The organism is Rhizobium sp. N731 (assembly GCF_001664145.1).
Lineage (GTDB): Bacteria > Pseudomonadota > Alphaproteobacteria > Rhizobiales > Rhizobiaceae > Rhizobium > Rhizobium esperanzae.
This window is the reverse complement of record NZ_CP013604.1, coordinates 195,381-216,272: the sequence shown is the minus strand read 5'-3', so window position 1 is coordinate 216,272 and position 20,892 is coordinate 195,381. Positions and strand designations below refer to the sequence as shown.

Here is a 20,892-nt window from a genome sequence, read left to right as displayed (position 1 = left end):
CCACCCCCCCGCTTTTCTTCGAGTCTCAGAGGTTGATGCCGCGAGCGCGGCTAGCAGCCCTTTGGCGCCGCTCCGCTGTGATCTGCTCACTGCTCTGCAGACGGACAGTCTGCTGCAGGACCTTCAACCGCTCCTGCATCGCCTCGAAAGCTCGACGCTGCGCCGGCGGCAGGCGGCTGACAAGATCCTTCTCGCCCCGAACGATGGCATTGCGACCGAAACGTTCATCGAGCGCCCGGCTGACAGCGGCAAACTCCCGGCCAATGCCCGGATCGAGGGGAACTGCGGAGACTCTCAACCCTCTGCTGTCCTTCCTCGCCTCGGCCGTCAGGCGCGCCAACGCCTCTTCCGCAGCTTTCGACAGAGCAGGGATCGCGACCCCCATGCGCCGCCGCTCTTCTGTGATGGCCTGGCGTTCTGAGTTGAGCGCATTGGCGTAGGCCGCACCGAGCGCGCGCAGGCGCGCTGCAGCTTCCGGCACGGCCGCCACAGCCTCTTTCCGCTCTCGGCCAGAGGCCAGCATCCGGTCTACGAGACGGTCGGAACCGCGCAAGGCCGCGTAGGCCGCCGGGTCATTGGCCACAGCGGCTCCAATGCGATCGGCGGCAAAACCTTTCTGGAGAAGTTCCTCGATCTTGCCGACGACTTCAGCCGGATCGCGCCAGATTGTCGTTGCCGCGTTCGCCAGTGCCACACGCTGCTGACGATAGAGAGGTGCAGAGAGAGCTCTTGATCGCGCCTCGTCGTCAACGGGGACCTTGAACTCGGTGACGGCGGCGAGCATAGGGGGAATGGGAACGTTCTCCTTCCCCACCCCCTTCTCCGTCTCCAGATCGACACTGGCGCCGGCGACGACCTTCGAACGATCCCGACGTTCGGCGAGGTGCTGCTCTTCCGCAAAGCGTCGCACGGCTTCGAACAGCCGCGTCAGCTTTCCGCGCCGTTCATCCGTCAGGTCCTCCGGCATGCGCTCGACAATGTTGCGTTCAGCGATCGCATCCGCCTTCGCGCTAAATGCGCTCCAGCCAAAGCGGGCCGTTAACGCTTCGCTGACCGCCTTGATCTCCTGCACGACCGAGCGGTCCTCAGCGGCAAGCGCAAAGGCGCTCTTATAGGCGTCGTCCCCGCCCTGGCGGCGCACCGCCTCGATCTCCATAAGGCGCGCCATCGCGCGCTCGGAAAGCGCCGGGATCGACAATGACATATGCGCGCGGCGCGTCTGCTCGCGCAGGTCGAACCGTTCGGCGTTCCTGCGGAACTCGGTCGCATGGGCACGGGCCATCGGAAGCAGTTCCTTCACGGCCGCGACAGCGAGATTGCGCTCTTCACGCGCCGCGCGTCCGTCGACGATCAGCTCGGAGCCACGCAGCCGGCCAAGCCGACCAGGGGCTGCGGCAAGGTCGTCGGCGAGCCTGCGGGCTGCGACCCCGATATCCGACGCCAGTGCATTCAGGGAGACGAGCGCTGCATCCGGATCCCGGTAGATCTTCTCCAGCAGCGGCCGCAGGATCACCTCCCGCTCTGTCCAGGCCGGCGACGCAAGCTGCGCCAACCGCGCATCCTCCTCGACGCTGCTGACAAAGGACGTAGCCGGCGGGATCAGATAGCGTGTTTCATCAGCGCTCGCGCCCGAGACGGAGTGGGATGCAGTTCGCGCGTCACTGGATGTCGCTTCGACCATCGTCTGGCTCCGTTCTTCATTGTAGGCGACCCGCCGTTCCCGTTCGATGGCAAAGCCGAGCGCCACGCTTGCCCTCTCCCAGAGCTTTTCCACCTGCTCCCGCTTTGCGGCAATCCACGCCCAGCGCCGGGTAAGGCTTTCCTCCATCTCGGCGGCGGCAAGCGAGAGATGATCAAGCCCGCGGCGCCGGGCGAAGTCGTTAGCGTGTGCGCGGTAACTGGCCTCGCTCTCAAAATCGAGCGTCGTCGTCTTGGCACCGGAGCGCGACAAGCGTTCGACGAGCAGATTGAAGAGTTCCGGCCGATGACTTTCCCGCTCGATGCGCTCCTGTCGTGCGCTAGCGGTCTCGACCTGACTGGCTGTCCAGACGTTGCGATCGACCTCCCGCTCCTCGTAATGCTTGTGACCTGTCTTCTCGTCGACAACGGCAATCTGGACCTTGACCCGCTCGACACCATCCTTTCTGAGCGTCACGGTGTCGCCTTCCATGATGCTGGCCTCCTCAAGTGCCTTCGGCAGGCTCACGCCCCAAAGGCGATGGACGGCTCCGCCATCCGTCCTGATGTCAGCATAGGGGCTATCGTCGGCATCTTCGTCATCAGGCCGGAATTTGGCTTCGCCGGTTTCGACAAGCTCGCCGGTCACACCCGCGGCATGATCGACACCCGCCTTGCGTCCCCATTCAGGTTTTGCCTCAAAATCCTCTATCGCTGCATAAAGATCGACACGATCGCGATGCCTCGTCATTGACACATAGGTCAGATGCTGGTCCATCATCCCGGTCGCCAGCACGAAGGTGCGATCGACGGTGGCGCCCTGCGACTTGTGGATCGTTGCGGCATAGCCGTGATCGACGTTGCGATAACTGTCCTCGCCGAAGACGACTTTATTGCCATTGTCGAGCAGAACCGACAGCAGCGGACCTCCACGTTTATCGCCGGTGGAGACGACGGTGCCGAGCATGCCGTTCTTGACATACTGCGGCCCGGAGTGCTTGGCCCGCGGCTCGAGGAAGCGGGCGTTCTCCAGGAAGATGATGCGGTCGCCGGCGGCAAATTTTCGCGCCCCGCGCTCGGTCCGGAAGCTGCGGCTTTCGCCGAGGGCATTATCGCCGGCCATCACCTCACGCAGCGCCTCGTTGAGCTTGCGGACATCGTCGTTGGTGTGGGCGAGCACCAGCAGTTCATCACCGCGAAGACGGCCATCCCTGCCCTCGGAGATCGAGCGACCGATTGCGTGTTTGCGTGCCTCTGTCCAATCGACCACAATCCTGTCGATCGTTTCCTCGCGTGTGCCCGCCTCGACCAGGTGGCCCTGCTGGGCATAGGCGTCGAGGCCCTTCTCGACCTCGCCGCGGGCAAACAGCCGCGAGGCATTACGTGCCCAGGCCTCACGCTGGCGGCGCACGCCGGCAAGCTCTGCAAAGCCGATGCGTTCGGTAATTGCCCGGAAGGCAGCACCGGCCTGGATCGGCTGCAGCTGCATCGCATCGCCGACCAGCACGACCTTTACCTCAGCCTCCTCGGCAATCTTCAGCACACGGGCCATCTGCTGCGAGGCCACCATGCCGGCCTCGTCGATCACCAGCACATCACCGCGATGGAGCGTATCGCGGCCATTGGCCCAGGCCAGTTCCCAGGAGGCAAGTGTCCGCGACTTGATGCCGGAACTGTCTTGCAGCCCTTCTGCGGCCTTGCCGGCAAGGGCTGCACCGATCACCCTGTGTCCCTCGCCCTCCCAGGCAAGACGTGCGGCAGCAAGCAGCGTCGATTTGCCGGCGCCGGCAAGCCCAACGACGGCGGCAATGCCGCTGTCACCGGTGACATGACGGACAGCATCGACCTGCTCTGCATCGAGCCGAAACGGAGTTTTGGGATCGCCGCTCTCGACGCTTTCGATCGCCACTTTCACATTCCGCTCGGAAACGCCGAAGCCGCGACGCTCCGACAAAACCCGCGCCGACTGCGCCATGTCGTATTCGATGCGCAGCATCTCCCGCGTCGTAAACATCGCGGGCTCCGACACCTTTCCTGTCTCTGCCTCGATCTCCTGCGGCTTCAGTATGACCAATTGGTCCGACGCCATGAGGCGTACGCGGATGTTGGCAAAATCGACGGGATCGTCGACATAACGGTGCAGCGCCTTAGCGATTTCCCTCTCGTCGAAGGTAGAGCGTTCATTGCCGAGCTGCTTCAGCAAAAGCTCCGGCTCTGAAAGCAGCCGATCGGCCATCTCCTGGCGGCGGGCGAGATCGGCCGGCGCGAAGTGGAGCTCCCTGCCCTTCCTCGCCAGCGCCGCCTTCTCCGGCCCGAGATGTTTTTGCGCGATGCCGTCGAGGCCCTGTTCGGCATAGGAGCGACCGTCGAGGCGGATGTCATGTCCGGCCAGCGCCAGATGCCGGTTGGCCGTTTCCGCCCAGGCGATCTTCCACGCCTTCATCGTTTCCTTGTCGCCCGCCCAGACTTTGTAGACGATCTTGCCGTTCGGGCGGTCCGGCGTGACGACGCGCAGCGGCTTACCATCCTCACCAAGCACTGGAACCTTCTTTGCCCCGAACCCCTCCTCCGTCAGCGGCCGGAGCGTCGTCATCAGGTGGATGTGCGGGTTGCCGTCCTTGTCGTGATAGACCCAGTCGGCGATCATTCCTTTCGAGGTGAGATTGTCGCGGACGAATTCGCGCACCAGCGTGATATTCTCGGCCCGCGTCAGCTCCTCCGGCAGCGCGATGATCAGTTCGCGGGCGAGCTGCGCATCTGCCCGCGTCTCGAAGGCGTCAACGGCATTCCAAAACACTTCGCTGGCCTTGCTGACGGACTGACCTGATATCGCCGACCGCAGCCAATCCGGGATCTCATCCGGCAGCGCCAGTTCCTCATACATCAGTTCGCCCGCCCCACCGCGATAGCTGAACGACGTTCCCGCCTGCTCGTCCATCATCCGGGCGCGGTGGCGATAGGCGGCAGCCGAGACGATGCTGCGTCCCGATCCCCTACTGATCACCTGCGCTCTGACGAACATGATCGCCACTGGCGTCTCCAGACTGGCCCAAGCACGTCGCGACAGCGACGTATATTGCGCCCTCAAACAGATCGGACCGAAGGGCCGATGCCGCTTTTCTGGTTGCACGCTAGCGCATTTTACTGTTTTATTCTAGTTAGTATAATCGCACCTTCGACATCAAAGCAGAAAAGGAACCAGGAATGGCGACAAAATCATCGATTTCCGATCTCGACGCCCAGATCGAAAAGCTGCGCGAACGCAAACGATTGTTGATAGTTAAATCGGCCGAGCGGTTTGCCCGCGCCGCGACCAGAACCGGGCTGGCGGAGATGGAGATCGCCGACGAGGAGGTCGATCGGATCATCGAGGAAATCGCCGCGCGATTTCGGAAGGGGGAAAGGAAAATCGCCGCTGGCCCCGCTCCTCAAGCGCGTCGATCAGGAGATAGCGGCGCTGGAGCGCAGGGGCAGGCTCCAAATGACGGCTGAGCGGAAGCGCGACGCGCGCGAGAAGTTCCTGCTCGGCGGAATCGTCGTCAGAGCAGGGCTGTCGAAAGCCGATCGGGCATTCCTGCTCGGCGGCCTCATAGAACTGGCAAAGCTCGCCCCAGGCTCCATTGAGCATCGGCGGCTGCGCGATATCGGCGAAGAGGCTTTCAAGGCTCCGTCGCTGGCCGACGTTTCATCGCATCTCAAGGAGACGGCGGAATGGGCCTAAGAGGGAAACCGCATCCGAGCCTGCTGCTCGTTTTGGCGCCGATCGCCGTCACCACGATCACAATCTACATTGTTGGCTGGCGGTGGCCAGGGCTCGCCGTCGGCATGTCGGGAAGGATGGAATATTGGTTCCTGCGGGCAGCACCTGTACTGCCTCTAATGTTCGGACCTCTTGCCGGACTTCTGACAGTTTGGGCCCTGCCGCTGCATCGGCGAAGGCCGGTCGCCATGGCAAGTCTTTTGTGTTTTCTCGGCATTGCCGCCTACTATGCGCTACGCGAATTCGGCCGGCTTGCACCGACTGTGCAGGCCCGGGTCGTTCCGTGGGATCGAGCGCTGTCCTATCTTGATATGGTCGCAGTCATTGCTGCCGTCGCCGGCTTCATGGCAGTGGCGGTGTCAGCCCGCATCTCCGTCGTCGTGCCAGATGAAATCAAGCGTGCCCGGCGTGGAATATTTGGAGATGCCGATTGGCTGCCGATGGCGGCAGCAGGAAAGCTGTTCCCGCCGGATGGGGAAATCGTGGTCGGCGAGCGTTATCGGGTCGACAAGGAAATCATCCATGCGCTTCCCTTCGATGTAAACGATCGCAGCACATGGGGACAGGGCGGGAAGGCGCCATTGCTCACCTACAGACAGGACTTCGATTCCACCCATATGCTGTTTTTCGCGGGATCGGGCGGATACAAAACGACCAGCAACGTCGTGCCGACGGCGCTCATATATACCGGACCCATGATCTGCCTCGATCCTTCCACTGAGGTCGCACCCATGGTCGTCGAGCACCGCACCAATGCGCTCGGGCGCGAGGTCATGGTGCTCGATCCGACGAACCCGATCATGGGCTTCAACGTGCTCGACGGGATCGAAGCATCCAAGCAAAAGGAAGAGGACATCGTCGGCATTGCCCATATGCTGCTGTCGGAAAGCCTTCGCTTCGAAAGCTCGACGGGATCCTACTTCCAGAACCAGGCGCACAACCTCCTGACCGGTCTGCTCGCCCATGTGATGCTCTCGCCCGAATATGAGGGCCGGCGAAGCTTGCGCAGTCTCCGCCAGATCGTTTCCGAACCGGAGCCCTCGGTGCTCGCTATGCTGCGCGACATTCAGGAGCATTCCGGTTCGGCCTTCATCCGCGAAACGCTCGGCGTCTTCACCAACATGACCGAGCAGACGTTTTCGGGCGTCTATTCCACAGCATCGAAGGATACCCAGTGGCTGTCGCTCGACAGCTATGCCGCGCTCGTCTGCGGCAATGCCTTCAAATCGAGTGATATCGTTTCGGGCAAGAAGGACGTCTTCCTCAACATCTCCGCATCGATCTTGCGCTCCTATCCGGGCATCGCTCGTGTGATCATCGGCTCGCTCATCAACGCCATGGTGCAGGCCGACGGCGCCTTCCAGCGCCGGGCGCTGTTCATGCTCGATGAGGTCGATCTGCTCGGCTACATGAGGGTGCTCGAGGAGGCGCGCGACCGCGGCCGCAAGTACGGCATCTCGATGATGTTGATGTACCAGTCGGTCGGGCAGTTGGAGCGGCATTTCGGGAAGGATGGCGCGACGTCATGGATCGATGGCTGCGCTTTCGCCTCTTACGCAGCGATCAAGGCGCTCGACACGGCGCGCAACCTCTCTGCGCAATGTGGCGAGATGACGGTGGAGGTGAAGGGCAGTTCCCGCAACATCGGCTGGGACACGAAGAACAATGCATCCAGGAGATCCGAGAACGTCAACTTCCAGCGCCGGCCGCTGATCATGCCGCACGAGATCACCCAGTCGATGAGGAAGGACGAGCAGATCATCATCGTCCAGGGGCATAGTCCGATCCGCTGCGGCCGGGCGATCTACTTCCGGCGAAAGGAGATGGATCAGGCAGCGAAGGTCAATCGTTTCGTCAAACCGGTGCTATGATCGTGGTTTTATGAGCGGCCCACCTCGTCCTCGCCGGCATAGGCGTCGACGGCGTTTTCGAGTTCGGCAAAAAGCTCATCGGGCATCGTTTCGATAGTGCCGACGGTGCGTCGGTCTGCCTGCCTGATCAGTTGCTGATAATCTTCGATATTGAGGAGAACCAGCCGGGGTTTGTTCCGCTGGGTGATCGTCACCGGATGACGCAGCGCCTCGGCGATGATGTCGCCGGATTTACGTGAGAGGTCACTGGTTGAATACGTCCCGCTTGGCTTCGGCATTGGGCTTCCTTGCTATCGCTGGAATTTACAGCATTTACAACATTACTGCGATTGTTGTGAAACTTCGCAGCCGTCCTTCCTCGGCTCACTTGAGGGCCATCGGCAACTGAGAGGCAACCTCGTCTGTCGCCTCTCAGTATGTGAGATGGTGCTGCTACCACCATGACCAAACGACGCGCCCCGCATAGACCGGGATGCGAGTTGCCAACGTGATATCCTTGATGATCGGCGCCAGCGAGCCGAGTTCGTCCGCAATCAGCGCAACGAGCTCAGGATAGTTGATATCGACGCCAGTGTCGTCGGCAGCCCAAGCGCTCATCCAATCGCCGCCGTTGACGCGGAATTCATGCGTGTCGTAATCAATTTCGAGTTCGTCCAGCAGATTGATAGTGAAGCGCCCGAAAATCTCGATCTCGCCCTCCAGCTGATATTCGGCGAATTCATCCTCCCCGATGAGAACACTTCGTTCCAATTCCATGATGACGCTGATCCGATCGATTGCCGCGTCGAGCCCCTCAACCAGGCGATCGTGAAGCTCTCGCGAAAAATCGCTGTCGCAGCCGAAGCGGTTTGCCAGGACGACGAGCCGGAAGCCGGCAAACTTGGTGTAGAGTATGAGGTTCTGATCGGTTGTCATAATGTGATCTCCTTCGTTGATGACGGAGATCGGCCACTCTCTTGCAAAGAGGGGTCAAGGACCGCGGGACGCGGCTCGCAAGCGGGGGAACCGATTTTTCCAGAGCGCAGTGAAACGCAGCAGCGGAAAAATTGGGGGAGACGCGCCGTCCTTGACGCCGGATTTGCTGGAGTAAAATTGGACGTCAGAGAGAGAAGAGACCCGCGGACCCGAAGGGGACGCGACCGTTTCCGGCGTGAGCCGGCAGGAGGTGTCGAGGATAGAACCGCCGCCCTGCGGCTGGGCAATTCGCTCACGTCATTCCGCGAGAGGGGGCGTGACCGGAGGCGGAGACGGTGTTCGGGCTCCGTGAGCGGAGCGAATAGCACCCGGCCGCCGATTGGCCGGCTCGCCCAAATCCATGATCTTCGGCTTCAACGATCATCACAAAAATGAATCGGTGTGGGCCGACCGATTCATAAGTGTCGTTAGACGCAAAAGCTGGAAGAGGCGACTCTCCGTCATGCTCACTCAACCCTATCAGCTCTACATCGAACGCAGGGACGCGACGAAAAACATGGCGCGCTTCTACGCGCTCGCAATCGAACCGACGTTGTTCGGCACACCATGCCTGACGCGGCGATGGGGACGCATCGGAACGATCGGACAAGCCATGGTGCATCACTTCGACAGAGAGGAGGATGCAGTCCGTATGTTCCTCGAACTTCTCCGATCAAAACGGGCGCGCGGCTATAGGCCGAACACAAATGTCGGACGGGAACCCATGGTCCGGGCTGTCCGCGGAAGTCTTCCTGGTCCTTGCCGGTAATTATCGGCGTGAAGCGCAGCTTCGGGTCGACGCGCCGGTCGATCCGGCGTGCCGGCCCAGGCGAGGAGGCAAACGCCGCCTCAGAAGGGTGGCGCGGCGTCGATGGCGCCCTCCTGCTCGGCGATCGCTACCCTCAGTTCGGCCCGAGCGATCTCCAGCTCCGCTTCGATCTGGCGGCGCTCAGCCGGATCGGCGTTTCTGAGCTCGGCCCGCAGTTCCTCAACCTGAATTTCGAGTGCAATCGTCATCGTCGTCGTCTCCTGAAATGTGAAAGATGACGCCCGGGGTCGTGAGGATCGGGCCGGGTCAAGGATCGCGTCAGCGACCGGCGGAGCCGGCGAGCGGAGGAACCGATTTTCTGACGGTGCCCTTCAGGGCGCCGGCTGAAAATAGGAGGGGCCGCGAAGTCCTTGAGGCGGCACGAGCCTCACGGCAGACTTCAAGTATCTGAGCAGACAGGGTCCTTGGTCTCGTGTGGCACGACAGGAGGATTGAAGGCGGGCTCGATGCCCGCTTTCAATCCCGCTATTGCGCGCAAAACCTGAGATACGGCGAAGCCGGCCCCGATTGCTCGGGGCCGCTCGCTTTGTTCTTCAGTTCGGGCTGTTCCAGAGGATCACCTTCTTGCTAGGATCGCCGCCGGGTGCCAGTGCGAGATTGCCGAAGATCACACCGATCTCGGGAGCCTCAAGCTTCACTGAGAGGTATTCCTCGCCGGTCTGCCGCGCGATGCGGTTCCAGGCGGCGCCGATCTCGAAGCCCGTCTTGCGGTGAATGACGCGGTAGTCGGGCGCTTCTTCGCTTGCCTTGCTGGCATTTGGGACGATGGCGATCGGGGCGTTGACCCGGATCGTGGCGAAGACGCCTTCGAGGATGCCGTCGGTCTTCTGCGTGAGCGTTGCGATCGTGGTGGCCATGGTTGTTGTCTCCTTCGGTTGCTCGGGACCATTCCCGATGGCGCACGAAGAGACGGCCGACCTGCTGCGGTCAGCTCGCCTGAAAATTTTGCAAAATTCTATTTTCCACCAGGATAAACGAACCGAAATCGAATTTTGCAAAAATTTCGGGCGAGTCTTACCCCTTCAGGGGTTGGCCGCCAAAGCAGGCGGTCGTCTATACGAGCGATATAAAACGGGAATGGTTCGGGGCAATCGAAGGAGACAACAAACCATGGCCTCCCGGTCCAAGCACTGGGGGATATTGGCCGCACACTCCACGGACGCTTCGCCCGCATGTCGATCAACATAATACCCTCGCCCGCTCCCGGCTGCGGCAGGCTGTGAGCACCTCGATAACATTTCTGCTGATCGGCGAGGTCGCCGCGGCACCGCATTGCCGTCTGCACACCGTGCTCCAATCCCGGGTGAAGCTGTTCACGCGGGCGTCGAATGAGTGATCTTCCCCAAACGTGCCCGCTCCCAAGCACCTGAGCCGCCGATGGGTCGCCAGGTACATCGCCATTGGCAAACACGCAACCGGAACGATCTGAGCCGGCTTCATCCGCGGAGCCAAGCTCGGTGAGATCACAAGGCAACAGGATCGGAGCAAGTCACAAACGGAATGCCATAAAGCGCGACATTTTGATCGTCCGAAACCAAATACGCTCCCTCCGCCACGGCTTGCGCCATGAGCAGATGATCGAAAGGATCGCGGTGATGAAGTGGAAGAGCAGCGAGAGCGATAAGATGCGCGTCCGAGATATCCAGCCGGTCGAAACCTTGATCCGGCAAAATCGCAACAATCTCTTCGATATCGGCATCAAGTTTGCCGATGCGCAGCTTCACAGTGATTTCCCAAAGGGAGACAGCACTGACGAGGACATCATTCTCGGGATCGCCAATAAGGCGACGCGCATGGTTCCCTAGCTTCTCGTCGTCGTTCAGCCACCACAGCAAGGCATGTGTATCGAGCAGCAGCCTCACGTCCCGTCTTCCATGGACTTCAGAACATCCGCCGGCAGACCATCGAAGTCATCGGCAACTTTGATCTTTCCGCGCAACGCGCCTGGTTTCCGCATGACGACGCCGGCTGACGGCGGGCCGATTTCGGCGACAACCTTGTGATGCGACGTCAGGACGAACCGCTGGCCGTCTTCGACCTGCTTGAGGAAAGACGTCAGGTTGCCGCGAAATTCCCGCACGCCGACACGGCGGGGAGATGGTATCTGCTGCCGAGATTGGGTCATGGCGAAGCTCCGTTTCAGCGGCAAATGTGTACACAATTTTTGCGAAATGCAAGCATCTCCTTCAGCCGTATGGACAGATGGCGCTTACGCGCCATCTCCCGCCGCTTGCCAAAACGGAGATGCCAAGTCGGCGGGCCTTGTCGGCAAGATTGCCGGTAATGCCGGAGCCGGGGAAGATGACGACGCCAGCCGGCATGACCGAGAGCATGTCGTCATTGCGGCGGAACGGTGCGGCCTTGGCGTGCTTCGTCCATTCGGCTTGAAGGCGATCTGTATCACCTTGCGCGCTTCTGCCCAGCAGGCAGCGATACGTTCGGCGCCCTTCGGCGAGCCGCCGTGCAGCAGCACCATGTCGGGATATTTGGCGAGGGCTTGATCGAGTTTCGCCCAGATTCGTTCGTGATCATTGTAGTCGATGCCGCCGCCGAAGGCGATCTTGGTGCCTGCCGGGATCAGCACTTCGGTCTCGGCGCGCCGGCGGGCGGATGGAAAGTCTCTGGAGTCGATCATCGCCGCGGTCATGTTGGCGTGGCTGACCTTGGAGCCCGTCCGCGGCCGCCATGCCGAGCCGCATTGGCTTCGAAGTGGTCGCCCGCATAGGCGCGCATGAACTCGAAGGCATTGCGGCGCTCAAGCAGCGTGATGCCTTCGGCAACGAGGCGCTCCAACTCGACACTCTTGACCTCCGAGCCGTCCTGCTCGCGCTGACCGTTGCGTTGGCTATCCTCATTACGCTGAAGCTCCCGCTGGATGCGCTCGCCGGCGCGGTGGAAGAGATTGACCGTCGACCACAGGAGGTCTTCGAGATCGGGCTCCAGGCGGGTATCGCCGAGCATTTCGAATAGAGCATCGAACATGGCGGTCAGCGCCGACTGGACGACCGGCTCCTCCGGCAGCGGACGCGGGTCCGGTTCATCCTGGAAGGGGCGATGGCCGTAGATCTGCATCTCGTAGATGAAACGGTCGGTTGGGGACGAGGCGGGGCGGGGCTCGAAGGCGTCGTCGATGGGAAGACTTAGGTTCAGATGGTCTCCGTCGGATTTGGGCCGCGCCTCTCGCGGCCTGACGGCGATCCCTGTCCACGCGGCAGACGGGCCGGAACCGCGGCGCCTGACGCCGCGGCGAAGCGCCGGGCGGCGGAAGGGAGGTTTCTTGCTGTGCCAGGAATGGCGGGCCGCACGCGGCCCAAGCCAGGGGAAGAAACCTGAGCGACCCGCTGAAGGCCCGCCCCGCATGGTAAGGGTCGCCTCTCGGCAGGCCCGCGGGCGGGCGCCTACCCGTGCGGCGACCGGCAGAGACCGGCCATCCTGTAGGCCCTCACGCCCTCACCTTCCCCGTCCGGCTCGATCATGCGGGCAGAAAGGCCAGAGCGTTTCCCAGAACGAGCTGCGCCCTGAGATTAGCGATGAGCCGTTCCGGGCTGAGCCGGCGCAGATCCTCGTTGAAGTCGCCGAGCTCCGGGGCAAGCACTAGCGGCAGGATCCCCAGCGCCTGGGCGCGGCAGCTCAATCCCTCGATACGTGCCGGCCGGCCGCATCGGCGTCAGCTGCGATGTAGAGACGCCGGCAGCCATCGGGCAGTCGGAAGGCGGCAAGGTGATTGGCGGTTCAGCGCCGGCCGGCTCGAAGGGCTGGGTAGCACGCGATTAGAACTCACTTTATGCTGGCGCAGCCTCTACATTTTGACGGGCTGACGTCTAATCAACGCACCGTTGACTTCTAATTATCATGATCGTTAATTTTAATTTTTGGAGGCTGGAATGCACGTATCTTCTTTCCTGCCTATGGCGTTGAAATCGGCCCCAGCGGCCGTAACATTTACATACTAACTAATTTGCGCTAGTAAAGTCCGCGAAGCTCATGCTACGCCTTCCTTTTACGGCTCGATCAGCCTTTGGTCAGGCAAGGGAGGAACGACGTGCGACAGTTTTTGATCGGCAACCAGCCGTTCGACGACAGTTCTCCAGAGTTTCTGCCGCAGCTCGAACGCGCTTACGAACAGAAGCTCAGGCCACTTTGCCCGTGTCGGCAACCGCCGGTGCCGATGTACATTGCCCGGATGGATGGCCAATTCCTGATCAAACGCATGCCGCTCTCAGGCCGGCAGCATGATCCCGGCTGCTCGTCTTACGACCCGCCGTATGAGCTATCCGGCCTCGGGCCGTTGATCGGCAACGCCATCCAAATCGACGCGGCGACCGGTGCGGCAACGCTGAAACTCAATTTTTCGCTGTCGAAACGAGGGAGCCGATCGACGTCGACATCGCCTTCGGAGCCGTCGGAGACTGTGCGAAGCGAGCCCAAGAAGCTCTCGCTCAGGGCGATGCTCCATTATCTCTGGGACATGGGGGAGCTGACGGAATGGACCTCGCTATGGGCCGGGAAACGCGGCTGGGGGCGCGTGCGCAGCAGTCTGGTGAACGCGGCAAAGCAGATGATCGTCCGCGGCGGCCCTCTCAGCGATATCTTGTTTGTCCCGGAAGTGTTTCATCAGGACGACAAAGAGGGGATTTCAGCGCGGCGTGCGGCTATGTTGGCCGGCGCCCAGTTAACCGGTCCCGGTCCGCGGAAACTGATGATGACTGTCGGAGAGGTAAAGGAATTTTCCTCAGCGCGCGATGGCCAGAAGATGCTGGTGCGCCACCTGCCTTTCCCCTTCATGCTCGATGAGGGGGCGTGGAAACGGTTGAATGCCCGATATGAAACCGAACTGGAACTGTGGCGATCCAACGAGGGGTTTCATCTCATCGTCATCGCCACGTTCGGCATTTCGGGAGCGGGGATAGCTTCGGTCGAGGAAGTGGCGCTGATGGTGGTCAACGAGAACTGGATCCCGTTCGAAACCATCCATGAACAGCGTCTCCTGGAGCGGCTCTCAAGCCTGAAGCGAAGAAGCGTGAAAGGACTCCGGTTCGATCTTTCGCGCGACCAGCCGATTGCCTCCGTGACCTTACCGGAGGCAAAGCCAGCGCCGATCGCCATGTTCATCGTTCCGACGAAGGCCGACGAAGACTATGACGTTGCACTGAATGAGATGATCGCCGCGAGAGCCGAGATGACGCCGTGGATCTGGCGTGTGGCCGACGGCGAAATGCCGCGGCTGCCATGATCCACACCAGCCTCCTTGGTCAGCGACGTATACGCCCTAAAAGGAAGCCACCGCGCGGGCGATCTCGACTGCGTGAAGCTCCGGTCAAATCGGCCCAGAGAACTCTCTGCCATTTCTGCATAGCTGCACTGCACAAAAAATGTTTTACCAAGCGGTCAAAATATGAGCATATTGCCTCCAGTTGATGCAGTCGATGGTTTTCCTCCCAGTGCCATCGTATCAGCTGTTCCCCTCTGGAGGTTATTGACCTTCACACCTTAAAGGGCCCTGGTTTTCCAGCGGCCCTATTTTTCTGCATAGTTGGTGAGGCGGCCCCCTTTGCATTGCATGATCACATCGAAAGCGGAGCGCTTGCCGTTGGCGGGTAACCCACGCTTCAAGTTGGCGGGTCGAGCTTGTTCGCCGCGCGCTCCTATGGCACCCAGAAATCGGAGATGGAAAGCGGAGGATATTTCAGTTATTGCAGTTATGAGCGACTTGCCCTATATACATGGTCAGAGGTGTTCGCCATGACCAGCCATGTTCTTCAATTTACCAAATTGTCGGATCGCGACCGCAAGGCCGTCGCGCCTATGCCAAATCTGGCGGAGGGCGACCAACTGGAACTACGGATTCGCCGTGAAGGTGGACAACTTCAAACCCTTTCTCTCCCAGCCTCGGCTCTCGCACCTGTCGAAGCACTCCTCGATAATCTGTTGCGCGGCAAGCGTGTTGCCGTGCTCACGGAAGATCAGGAATTGAGCCCGACCGACGCCTCCACCATCCTCGGCATCTCACGTCCTCTCGTGGTGCTGCGCATGGATCGCGGCGATCTGCCCTTCCGCTATGTCGGCAAGCACCGCCGAGCTAAGTTGAAGGATGTTCTCGCGCTCAAGGCCAAACTCGATGCTCGCCAGAAAAGCCTCGACGCGCTGGCCGAGGACACAGAGGATCTGATCGTCAATCATGGCCTCTAAGCCGCCTGTCGCGGTCTATGATGCCTGCGTCCTCTACCCTTTCCATTTGCGTAATGTCTTGGTCCAGTGTGCTTTCGACGGTCTCGTCGACGCACGCTGGACCGACGACATCCACGCCGAGTGGATTCGCAATCTGGCCATCGGCTCACCCGAGATACCCTTCTCCCGTCTGGAAGCGACCCGTGATCGGATCAAGGAAGTTTTGCCCGATGCCGATGTCGGCAACCACCGAATTCTCATCCCCGACCTCTCGCTACCGGATCCGGATGATCGTCATGTTTTAGCTGCAGCCATCGCCGGAAAGGCTTCTGTGATTGTCACGTGGAATCTCAAGGATTTCCCAGCCGCGGACCTTCGGCCTCATGGGGTGGCCTGCGTATCGCCAGACAATTTCCTCGTGGGCCTCCATTCCACCTTTTCGAGCGCATTGATCGACAGCATCAGGCGCGCCCGGTTGAATTTACGCAAGACGGTGCCGGCGGTTCACGAATTCATTGATGCACTGGACCATCAGGGACTCCGCGCGTTTTCATTGGTCCTGCGTGAGAAGGCCGCACAATTGGACTGACGGTCGAGACCGACAGAATTGTTAGAGGCCCGGACGCAACCCGTTAAGCTCGATCCGACGAAGAGCGGCCGATGTCAGTCGCGGCGTCTCGATAGTAGATCTCGCTCACCCGAAACCGGCCGTCGATCCGCTTGCATTGGACGATGATGTCGACCGAGATCGTCAGCATCTCGCGGATGTCGTGCCGTTCGAGATCACCACCCCCCTCCGATTCCTTAACCAGCAACGTCAGCTGCTCAAAGGCGAGGCGGGCGGAATCGGCATGGACCGTGGTGATCGAGCCAGGATGGCCGGAGTTGACATTGCGGATGTAGTAGAAGGCCGTGCCGTCTCGGAGCTCCTGAAGTAGGATGCGGTCGGGCCGCATGCGCAAGCAGGATTCCAGCAGATCCTTCGCATCGACTTTAGACAATCCCTGGCCGCCTTTGGAATAGAACAGTCGAACGTGGTTGGGCTGCGGGACCACCAGTTCCGGAGTGTCTTCGATCGAAATAATCCGCTCGCTTTGCGGAATGTGGCGGATCAGCGCTTTCGATAGAGTTGTTTTTCCCGACCCGGTTGCGCCGGAGATGATGATGTTCTTTCTTGCAAACACCGCCTCCCGGAGAAACGCTTTGTAGGCGCCAATGCGATAGTATTCCAACAGCCTGTGGTCTGATGGTCTCCCGTCGCTTTCGACAGGCGCGACATCGGCAAACAGCCCGCCATGATCGAGATCCTCAAGGGTCAGCGACACGGAGGACGGCTTGCGGATGGTGATGCTGACGGTTCCCCTCGTCGTTGCCGGCGGGATGACGATCTGAATTCGCTCATCATCCGGCAACGTCGCCGACAGGATCGGTCGCGTCTCGTCGATCGCCTGATTGGAAAAGCTCGCGACCGAGCGGGCGAGACGCATCAACCTGTCGAAAGAGAGTTCGGGCATCTCATAGGTCTGCCATCCGTCCCTACCCTCCGTGACGACCTGTCCCGGCCGGTTGACGATGACCTCATAAAGCGTCTTGTCGCGCAGGAAGCGTGATAGTGGCGAAAGCAGTTCGCGCACGACGCCGGCGTCGGCAGCTTCAGTCATCCCGAACCTATTTTGTCACGAGCTTCGAGGAGGGGCTGAAGTCCCCAAGGACAGCACGGTCATAGACACGAATGCGGGGCTCAGTCACACGAAGCCGGTAGACGCTGGAGAAATCGAGATCGCGTGCGACGAAGATCGAAACGAGCTCGCCCTGATGTTTCATCAGGGTCGGGGGAATGTTGATCGACTGCTCGACGGCGATCGCCGCGGCCTGCTGACCGGCGCTGGTGGTATTTTGCGCTTCGACGTCGCTGTCCTGCAGCCGGCTGCTGGCATAGGAACTGGCATCACCGACGATCGACAGGAGCATTGCGCTGCCGAACCGCTCCCACCAATGGGCGTCCACATAGCCGTCGATGCCCGCCCGGCCAAGCGCATCGGTTGCCGGCGATGCCAGCGTGATGATCACGCCTTTCGGCGTCTTCGCCCGGTTCCAGAGAACGAACACGCGCTTTTGCCCGCGGCGAATGCCGCCGCGATATTCGCCGACGACCTGCGTGCCTTTTTCCATCAGCACAACGCGGCCGTTATCTGAAAGAACGTCCCGGTTGATGACGCAGCTCGTGAACCCCGGCTGATCGGAGGAGAGCGCGGTCTCGAGAACGCAAGGAATGGATGTCCCCATTGCGACGATGAAATCGCGATTGCCCAACGTCTCTGCACGCGATCCCTGCAATTGCGTCGGCGTCAGCAAGCGGTTGAAGCGCTGATCTTCGTTTTCGCCCTGCGAGGCGAAGCCGTCGGGATTGGCGCCGAGCGGCACGTAATTCAAGGCTTGATCCGCCGCCGCATCCTGATCCTGCCGCCGCGTCGCCGGCGATTTCTCGCCGCCATAGGCAATGACCGGCGCACGGCGGGCAGCGTCGAGCAGCTTGTCATCGTCGGTCGGCGCCTGCTCGGCGGCGACAGGCGTCGGGAGCTGAACCTGCGGCGGTGTCGCCACCGGCTGTGGCTCCTTCGCCGGTTCGAAATCCGATGTCTGCCGGATGACAACGCGCTCCGCCTGGGCACCGTCTGACGGCTTGTCCTGCCCTCGCATCGACCAGAGAGCGAAGGCGACAAAGACGACGATCGCCAAGGCGACAGCGCCGCGTTTGAGGATCGGGTTATTTTCGAGCCGGCCGCCGGCCGACGTCTCGGCGCGCTCGCCCGGAATCTGGGTAATCTCTTCCTCGGCCATGTCACCTCCTATTGCGCCGCGCCGGGCGGCACTTTGACGACGCGCTCGACCGATGGTGACGTGGTGTTGGTCTCGGGATTGGTGCCGACGCGATCGTAGGCTTCGTTGAAGACGCAAAGCACGTCGCCGCCACGGCGCAGTATGAACTTGCGGCTGATCGCGTGAACGAGGACGAGATTGCCGTCGACTGACTTCGGAACCAGGCTTTCGCTGCCGTCGGAATTTTCCATATAGATCGCCGGCATTTCCTGGTTGCCGGCAAAAGCGAAGGTGGTGACCTTGCCGTTGTCATAGACCGCTTGCGGTTCGAGCGCTTGGGATCCTTGCGCGGAATAACGCCAGTTGCGCGGTCCATAGGCCTCGTGAAGGGCAAGCACGCGATCGGCCTCACCGGCCTGCGCCGCCTGCGCGCGCGCAGCTGCTTCCTGCCGGCGCCGCTCCGCTTCATCAGCGGCATAGCGATATTTCACATAGAAATAGGTGTTCTGACCGGCTTCGACACTGCCGTCGCGGACGGTGAGTTCCATCTGATAGCTGCGGATCGAGCCGTCCCGTCGTGTCGTCACGACCGAGATATTCGTCATCGGCTGATTTTCCCGAGGCTTCAGGAACAGGATGTTGCCGGCCGGCGCCACCTCCCAGGCGACGCTGTTGCCAAGCGCCACATGAGCGATTTCCTCGTCGGCGGCAAATTCGATCTGCACCGAAGACCGCAGCGTGCCGACGACTTTGGTGATGTTATAGGGCTGGTAGTCAACGAAACGGATGCGGCTGTCCTGCGCGGCGCCGCGCGGCGTCTCGAGGGCGAGCGCTGCAGACGAAAACCCGCCGGCCAGGATGAGCGGAAGGAGAAAGTGCGGTCTCAATTGATGGCCTCCGGATCGGCGCGATATTCGCTGACGACGAAGCCCAGCGGATTGGTCAGCCGGTCGGTCGAGGACATCGGAGCGTTGGCATAGGAGAAGGTTAGGGTCGCAACCCAGTGCGTGGTGCGCACCTCGTCACCGCGGGTCACGGTCTTCATATAGCGGACGGATGCCACATTGGCGTTGATCAGCGAGATGGAAACAATGTTGATCCGCGACGTGGCGCTGCGGCCATAAATGTTCTGCGGGGACTCTGGATTGCTGCCGCGGTAGACTGCGGCAAATCGAGTCTGCTCCGGCTGCGTCGACAGCAAGGCGACGGTGCGGAAATTCTCCTCGCCCTCGCTCCAGACGTAGCCCTCGCGGGCGCGGACATATTTGGCCGCGAAATATTTGGTGACGGCCTCGTCGTAGGTGCCGGCGGTCGATGTCAGCGCCGAGACCACGTCAACAATGCCTGTGGAATTGTCGACCCGCACGACGAAGGGCTCGACGGTTTTCAAAGGCGTGAGGCCGGCAATGGCAAAGACGGAAACGGCAGCAAGCGTGCCGGCGCAAACAGCGACGAACCAGGCGATGCGGGCGGAGCGCTCGACCTGGATCATCCGATCCTGATCGAACCGGCGGGCCTTGTCGAAGTAACTTTTGAGGTTGTCGGTGGTCACCATGTCACTCGCCCTCGCATGGACGGTAGGAGCCCGCGACATCGAAATGCGCGAAAGCGGCTGGTCTGGCTGAAGATGGTTCCGCCACATAGGAGGCAGCGTGACTGGTCGGCTCTGCGGGAACAGCCCCGGTCGCCGGCTGCTCTCCTCCACTGCCCTGCCATTGCCACATGGCACGGTTCAGCGGCCGGCGGGAATAACCATCACATTTGGGCAACGATTGGGAAATCGAACCGCAGCCTACGAGACCGGCGGTCAGCAAAAACGATAAAACGATACGGAGCATCCAAAAAAAACCTGTTCAATTGTCTGAAGCGTTGGTGGCCGTCATTCCGTCCGGCCTGGAGTCAGGCGGCGGCCAACGGAACGCGCGCCGCGGCCGACCGCTCTGACTGTGTGGGATGTCGCCCAGGCGAGCGTGCTTTCATGCGCATCGCGGGCCGCGCCGTAGCCATAGGTGAGCGACGCCCCGCCCGCCGCAAGAGCCGAAGCAATGCCGGGCAGTTGGTAGAAGACGTAGAGTGCGGCGACGCAAATGGCGCAGAGCGCGATCGGCCGCATCAGCACGTCGCTATAACCTTCGATCGCCGTAAACGTCGTATCGATGCAGGTGATCAGCAGCGAGCCGATGGCAACGACCAGCACCTGAAGGATGACGAAATTGACGAGCTGGCCGATCCAGGATTCGGTGAACCGGCGGGTCGACTGGAACATCGCGAGCGCGATGAAGATCGGACCTATTGCCAGCACGATGGCAAGCGCCAGCCGGGCATAGAGCGAAACGATATAACCGATCGCCGCGACAAGAAAGCTTGCGCCGATAACCAGTAGGCCGCCCACGCCGGTGACGATATCGATAGGCCAGGAACCCCGCGACCATATCTCTTTGGCGCATTTCTGGCCCTTATCGAGCAGGCTGTCGAAGGTCGACGCGCTCGGCGCCGTGCCCGAATTCAGCGCCTGCGAGATTTCGCGCGGGAGCGCATCGAAAAAAATATTGGTGACGTAGGTCTGATAGTCGCCGGCGTTCCTCACCAGCATGACGATGATGGCGAGCTTCATCGCCCGGAAGGCGAATTCGAGGATCGGTTCCTGCACGGAGCCGCGCAGAACGAGATAACCGTAGAGCACGACATAGAGCGTGAGGGTGGCCGTCAGCGGGCCGCTGACCCAACTGGCGATATTCGAGGTGCCGGAGGAAATGAAGTTTTCCAGCGGTGTCTTGAACTGTCCGTCGACGAAGCTGAAGACCTGATACATC

Annotated in this window: 20 protein-coding genes and 2 pseudogenes; 7 read left to right on the top strand and 15 right to left on the bottom strand. The window is 61.0% G+C overall.

From position 1 onward, the window contains the following. Nucleotides 1-25 precede the first annotated feature (25 nt). Entirely contained in the window at nt 26-4,708 is a 4,683-nt protein-coding gene (gene traA, locus AMK02_RS24250; RefSeq protein WP_046977193.1) for a Ti-type conjugative transfer relaxase TraA, read from the bottom strand. Between the two features lie 173 nt (nt 4,709-4,881). On the opposite strand from traA, the gene AMK02_RS24245 reads away from it, so the two are divergent. Genes AMK02_RS24245 through traG form a run of 3 tightly spaced genes read left to right on the top strand, consistent with a single transcriptional unit; the run spans nt 4,882 to nt 7,308 of the window. After that, a complete protein-coding gene (locus AMK02_RS24245) occupies nt 4,882-5,169 on the top strand; it encodes a TraC family protein (RefSeq protein WP_016737548.1) in 288 nt (95 codons plus the stop codon). Beyond that, nucleotides 5,159-5,398, top strand: a complete 240-nt coding sequence (locus AMK02_RS24240) for a conjugal transfer protein TraD (RefSeq protein ID WP_011053389.1) — start codon at nt 5,159-5,161, stop codon at nt 5,396-5,398. Before AMK02_RS24245 ends, AMK02_RS24240 begins: the two co-directional genes overlap by 11 nt. Continuing rightward, nucleotides 5,389-7,308 (top strand): Ti-type conjugative transfer system protein TraG, encoded by a 1,920-nt coding sequence (traG, locus tag AMK02_RS24235; RefSeq protein ID WP_046977192.1) that lies wholly within the window; start codon nt 5,389-5,391, stop codon nt 7,306-7,308. Before AMK02_RS24240 ends, traG begins: the two co-directional genes overlap by 10 nt. Nucleotides 7,309-7,316: 8 nt before the next feature. On the opposite strand, the gene AMK02_RS24230 is transcribed toward traG, so the two are convergent. Together AMK02_RS24230 and AMK02_RS24225 are read right to left on the bottom strand one after the other, a co-directional pair. Further along, nucleotides 7,317-7,586, bottom strand: coding sequence for a type II toxin-antitoxin system prevent-host-death family antitoxin (locus AMK02_RS24230; protein WP_008536018.1), 270 nt, complete (start codon nt 7,584-7,586; stop codon nt 7,317-7,319). 154 nt (nt 7,587-7,740) lie between these two features. Then, a complete protein-coding gene (locus tag AMK02_RS24225) occupies nt 7,741-8,223 on the bottom strand; it encodes a hypothetical protein (RefSeq protein WP_004676098.1) in 483 nt (160 codons plus the stop codon). A 502-nt stretch (nt 8,224-8,725) separates the two neighbouring features. Between AMK02_RS24225 and AMK02_RS24220 the strand changes: the two genes are divergently transcribed. Further along, nucleotides 8,726-9,031 (top strand): WGR domain-containing protein, encoded by a 306-nt coding sequence (locus AMK02_RS24220; protein WP_004676097.1) that lies wholly within the window; start codon nt 8,726-8,728, stop codon nt 9,029-9,031. Nucleotides 9,032-9,111: 80 nt separating this feature from the next. On the opposite strand, the gene AMK02_RS31905 is transcribed toward AMK02_RS24220, so the two are convergent. The 6 genes and pseudogenes from AMK02_RS31905 to AMK02_RS31415 all read right to left on the bottom strand — a co-directional run. Continuing rightward, on the bottom strand, nt 9,112-9,279 hold the full coding sequence (locus AMK02_RS31905; protein WP_004676096.1) for a hypothetical protein: 168 nt from the start codon (nt 9,277-9,279) through the stop codon (nt 9,112-9,114). 345 nt (nt 9,280-9,624) lie between these two features. After that, complete coding sequence (locus tag AMK02_RS24215) at nt 9,625-9,948, bottom strand: DUF736 domain-containing protein (RefSeq protein WP_064807216.1); 324 nt, start codon at nt 9,946-9,948, stop codon at nt 9,625-9,627. Nucleotides 9,949-10,554: 606 nt separating this feature from the next. After that, the gene (locus AMK02_RS24210) at nt 10,555-10,953 is read right to left on the bottom strand and encodes a type II toxin-antitoxin system VapC family toxin (RefSeq protein ID WP_008536014.1); all 399 of its coding nucleotides are present in this window, start codon (nt 10,951-10,953) and stop codon (nt 10,555-10,557) included. After that, nucleotides 10,950-11,216: a type II toxin-antitoxin system Phd/YefM family antitoxin gene (locus AMK02_RS24205; protein ID WP_004676093.1), complete on the bottom strand. Its 267-nt coding sequence runs from the start codon at nt 11,214-11,216 to the stop codon at nt 10,950-10,952. Before AMK02_RS24205 ends, AMK02_RS24210 begins: the two co-directional genes overlap by 4 nt. Before the next feature lie 84 nt (nt 11,217-11,300). Next, nucleotides 11,301-12,241, bottom strand: a pseudogene (locus tag AMK02_RS24200) (DUF2493 domain-containing protein). Between the two features lie 322 nt (nt 12,242-12,563). After that, a pseudogene (locus tag AMK02_RS31415) lies at nt 12,564-12,823 on the bottom strand (toprim domain-containing protein); the annotation flags it as partial. 310 nt (nt 12,824-13,133) lie between these two features. Here AMK02_RS31415 and AMK02_RS24195 point away from each other — a divergent pair. The 3 genes from AMK02_RS24195 to AMK02_RS24185 all read left to right on the top strand — a co-directional run bounded on the left by AMK02_RS24195 (nt 13,134) and on the right by AMK02_RS24185 (nt 15,848). Next, nucleotides 13,134-14,324, top strand: coding sequence for a DUF1173 domain-containing protein (locus AMK02_RS24195; RefSeq protein ID WP_016737456.1), 1,191 nt, complete (start codon nt 13,134-13,136; stop codon nt 14,322-14,324). 509 nt (nt 14,325-14,833) lie between these two features. Continuing rightward, nucleotides 14,834-15,280 (top strand): hypothetical protein, encoded by a 447-nt coding sequence (locus AMK02_RS24190; RefSeq protein ID WP_029532409.1) that lies wholly within the window; start codon nt 14,834-14,836, stop codon nt 15,278-15,280. Further along, on the top strand, nt 15,270-15,848 hold the full coding sequence (locus AMK02_RS24185) for a PIN domain-containing protein (protein ID WP_016737454.1): 579 nt from the start codon (nt 15,270-15,272) through the stop codon (nt 15,846-15,848). The genes AMK02_RS24190 and AMK02_RS24185 overlap by 11 nt, the downstream gene beginning before the upstream one ends. A 43-nt stretch (nt 15,849-15,891) precedes the next feature. On the opposite strand, the gene virB11 is transcribed toward AMK02_RS24185, so the two are convergent. The 6 genes from virB11 to AMK02_RS24160 are packed head-to-tail and all read right to left on the bottom strand — an operon-like array spanning nt 15,892 to nt 20,891. Further along, entirely contained in the window at nt 15,892-16,920 is a 1,029-nt protein-coding gene (gene virB11 / locus AMK02_RS24180; protein WP_046977191.1) for a P-type DNA transfer ATPase VirB11, read from the bottom strand. A gap of 7 nt (nt 16,921-16,927) precedes the next feature. Beyond that, nucleotides 16,928-18,100 (bottom strand): type IV secretion system protein VirB10, encoded by a 1,173-nt coding sequence (gene virB10 / locus AMK02_RS24175; protein WP_016737452.1) that lies wholly within the window; start codon nt 18,098-18,100, stop codon nt 16,928-16,930. A gap of 8 nt (nt 18,101-18,108) precedes the next feature. Continuing rightward, the gene (virB9, locus tag AMK02_RS24170) at nt 18,109-18,966 is read right to left on the bottom strand and encodes a P-type conjugative transfer protein VirB9 (RefSeq protein WP_016737451.1); all 858 of its coding nucleotides are present in this window, start codon (nt 18,964-18,966) and stop codon (nt 18,109-18,111) included. Beyond that, nucleotides 18,963-19,634 carry a virB8 family protein gene (locus tag AMK02_RS24165; protein WP_046977190.1) on the bottom strand — a complete coding sequence of 224 codons (672 nt, stop codon included), beginning with the start codon at nt 19,632-19,634 and terminating at the stop codon, nt 18,963-18,965. The genes virB9 and AMK02_RS24165 overlap by 4 nt, the downstream gene beginning before the upstream one ends. Before the next feature lies 1 nt (nt 19,635). Continuing rightward, nucleotides 19,636-19,917, bottom strand: a complete 282-nt coding sequence (locus tag AMK02_RS32285; RefSeq protein WP_016737561.1) for a hypothetical protein — start codon at nt 19,915-19,917, stop codon at nt 19,636-19,638. Nucleotides 19,918-19,958: 41 nt separating this feature from the next. Then, a complete protein-coding gene (locus AMK02_RS24160) occupies nt 19,959-20,891 on the bottom strand; it encodes a type IV secretion system protein (protein WP_046977189.1) in 933 nt (310 codons plus the stop codon). Between the last annotated feature and the right edge of the window lies 1 nt (nt 20,892).

Bases quoted from the DNA above. Each gene is read 5' to 3' on its own strand.
- AMK02_RS24230 (WP_008536018.1), bottom strand. From the start codon at position 7,586: ATGCCGAAGCCAAGCGGGACGTATTCAACCAGTGACCTCTCACGTAAA.
- AMK02_RS24225 (WP_004676098.1), bottom strand. From the start codon at position 8,223: ATGACAACCGATCAGAACCTCATACTCTACACCAAGTTTGCCGGCTTC.
- AMK02_RS31905 (WP_004676096.1), bottom strand. From the start codon at position 9,279: ATGACGATTGCACTCGAAATTCAGGTTGAGGAACTGCGGGCCGAGCTC.
- AMK02_RS32285 (WP_016737561.1), bottom strand. From the start codon at position 19,917: ATGCTCCGTATCGTTTTATCGTTTTTGCTGACCGCCGGTCTCGTAGGC.
- virB11 (WP_046977191.1), bottom strand. From the start codon at position 16,920: ATGACTGAAGCTGCCGACGCCGGCGTCGTGCGCGAACTGCTTTCGCCA.
- AMK02_RS24165 (WP_046977190.1), bottom strand. From the start codon at position 19,634: ATGGTGACCACCGACAACCTCAAAAGTTACTTCGACAAGGCCCGCCGG.
- AMK02_RS24240 (WP_011053389.1), top strand. From the start codon at position 5,159: ATGACGGCTGAGCGGAAGCGCGACGCGCGCGAGAAGTTCCTGCTCGGC.
- AMK02_RS24185 (WP_016737454.1), top strand. From the start codon at position 15,270: ATGGCCTCTAAGCCGCCTGTCGCGGTCTATGATGCCTGCGTCCTCTAC.
- AMK02_RS24245 (WP_016737548.1), top strand. From the start codon at position 4,882: ATGGCGACAAAATCATCGATTTCCGATCTCGACGCCCAGATCGAAAAG.
- virB10 (WP_016737452.1), bottom strand. From the start codon at position 18,100: ATGGCCGAGGAAGAGATTACCCAGATTCCGGGCGAGCGCGCCGAGACG.
- AMK02_RS24220 (WP_004676097.1), top strand. From the start codon at position 8,726: ATGCTCACTCAACCCTATCAGCTCTACATCGAACGCAGGGACGCGACG.
- AMK02_RS24190 (WP_029532409.1), top strand. From the start codon at position 14,834: ATGACCAGCCATGTTCTTCAATTTACCAAATTGTCGGATCGCGACCGC.
- AMK02_RS24205 (WP_004676093.1), bottom strand. From the start codon at position 11,216: ATGACCCAATCTCGGCAGCAGATACCATCTCCCCGCCGTGTCGGCGTG.
- AMK02_RS24215 (WP_064807216.1), bottom strand. From the start codon at position 9,948: ATGGCCACCACGATCGCAACGCTCACGCAGAAGACCGACGGCATCCTC.
- traG (WP_046977192.1), top strand. From the start codon at position 5,389: ATGGGCCTAAGAGGGAAACCGCATCCGAGCCTGCTGCTCGTTTTGGCG.
- AMK02_RS24160 (WP_046977189.1), bottom strand. From the start codon at position 20,891: ATGTATCAGGTCTTCAGCTTCGTCGACGGACAGTTCAAGACACCGCTG.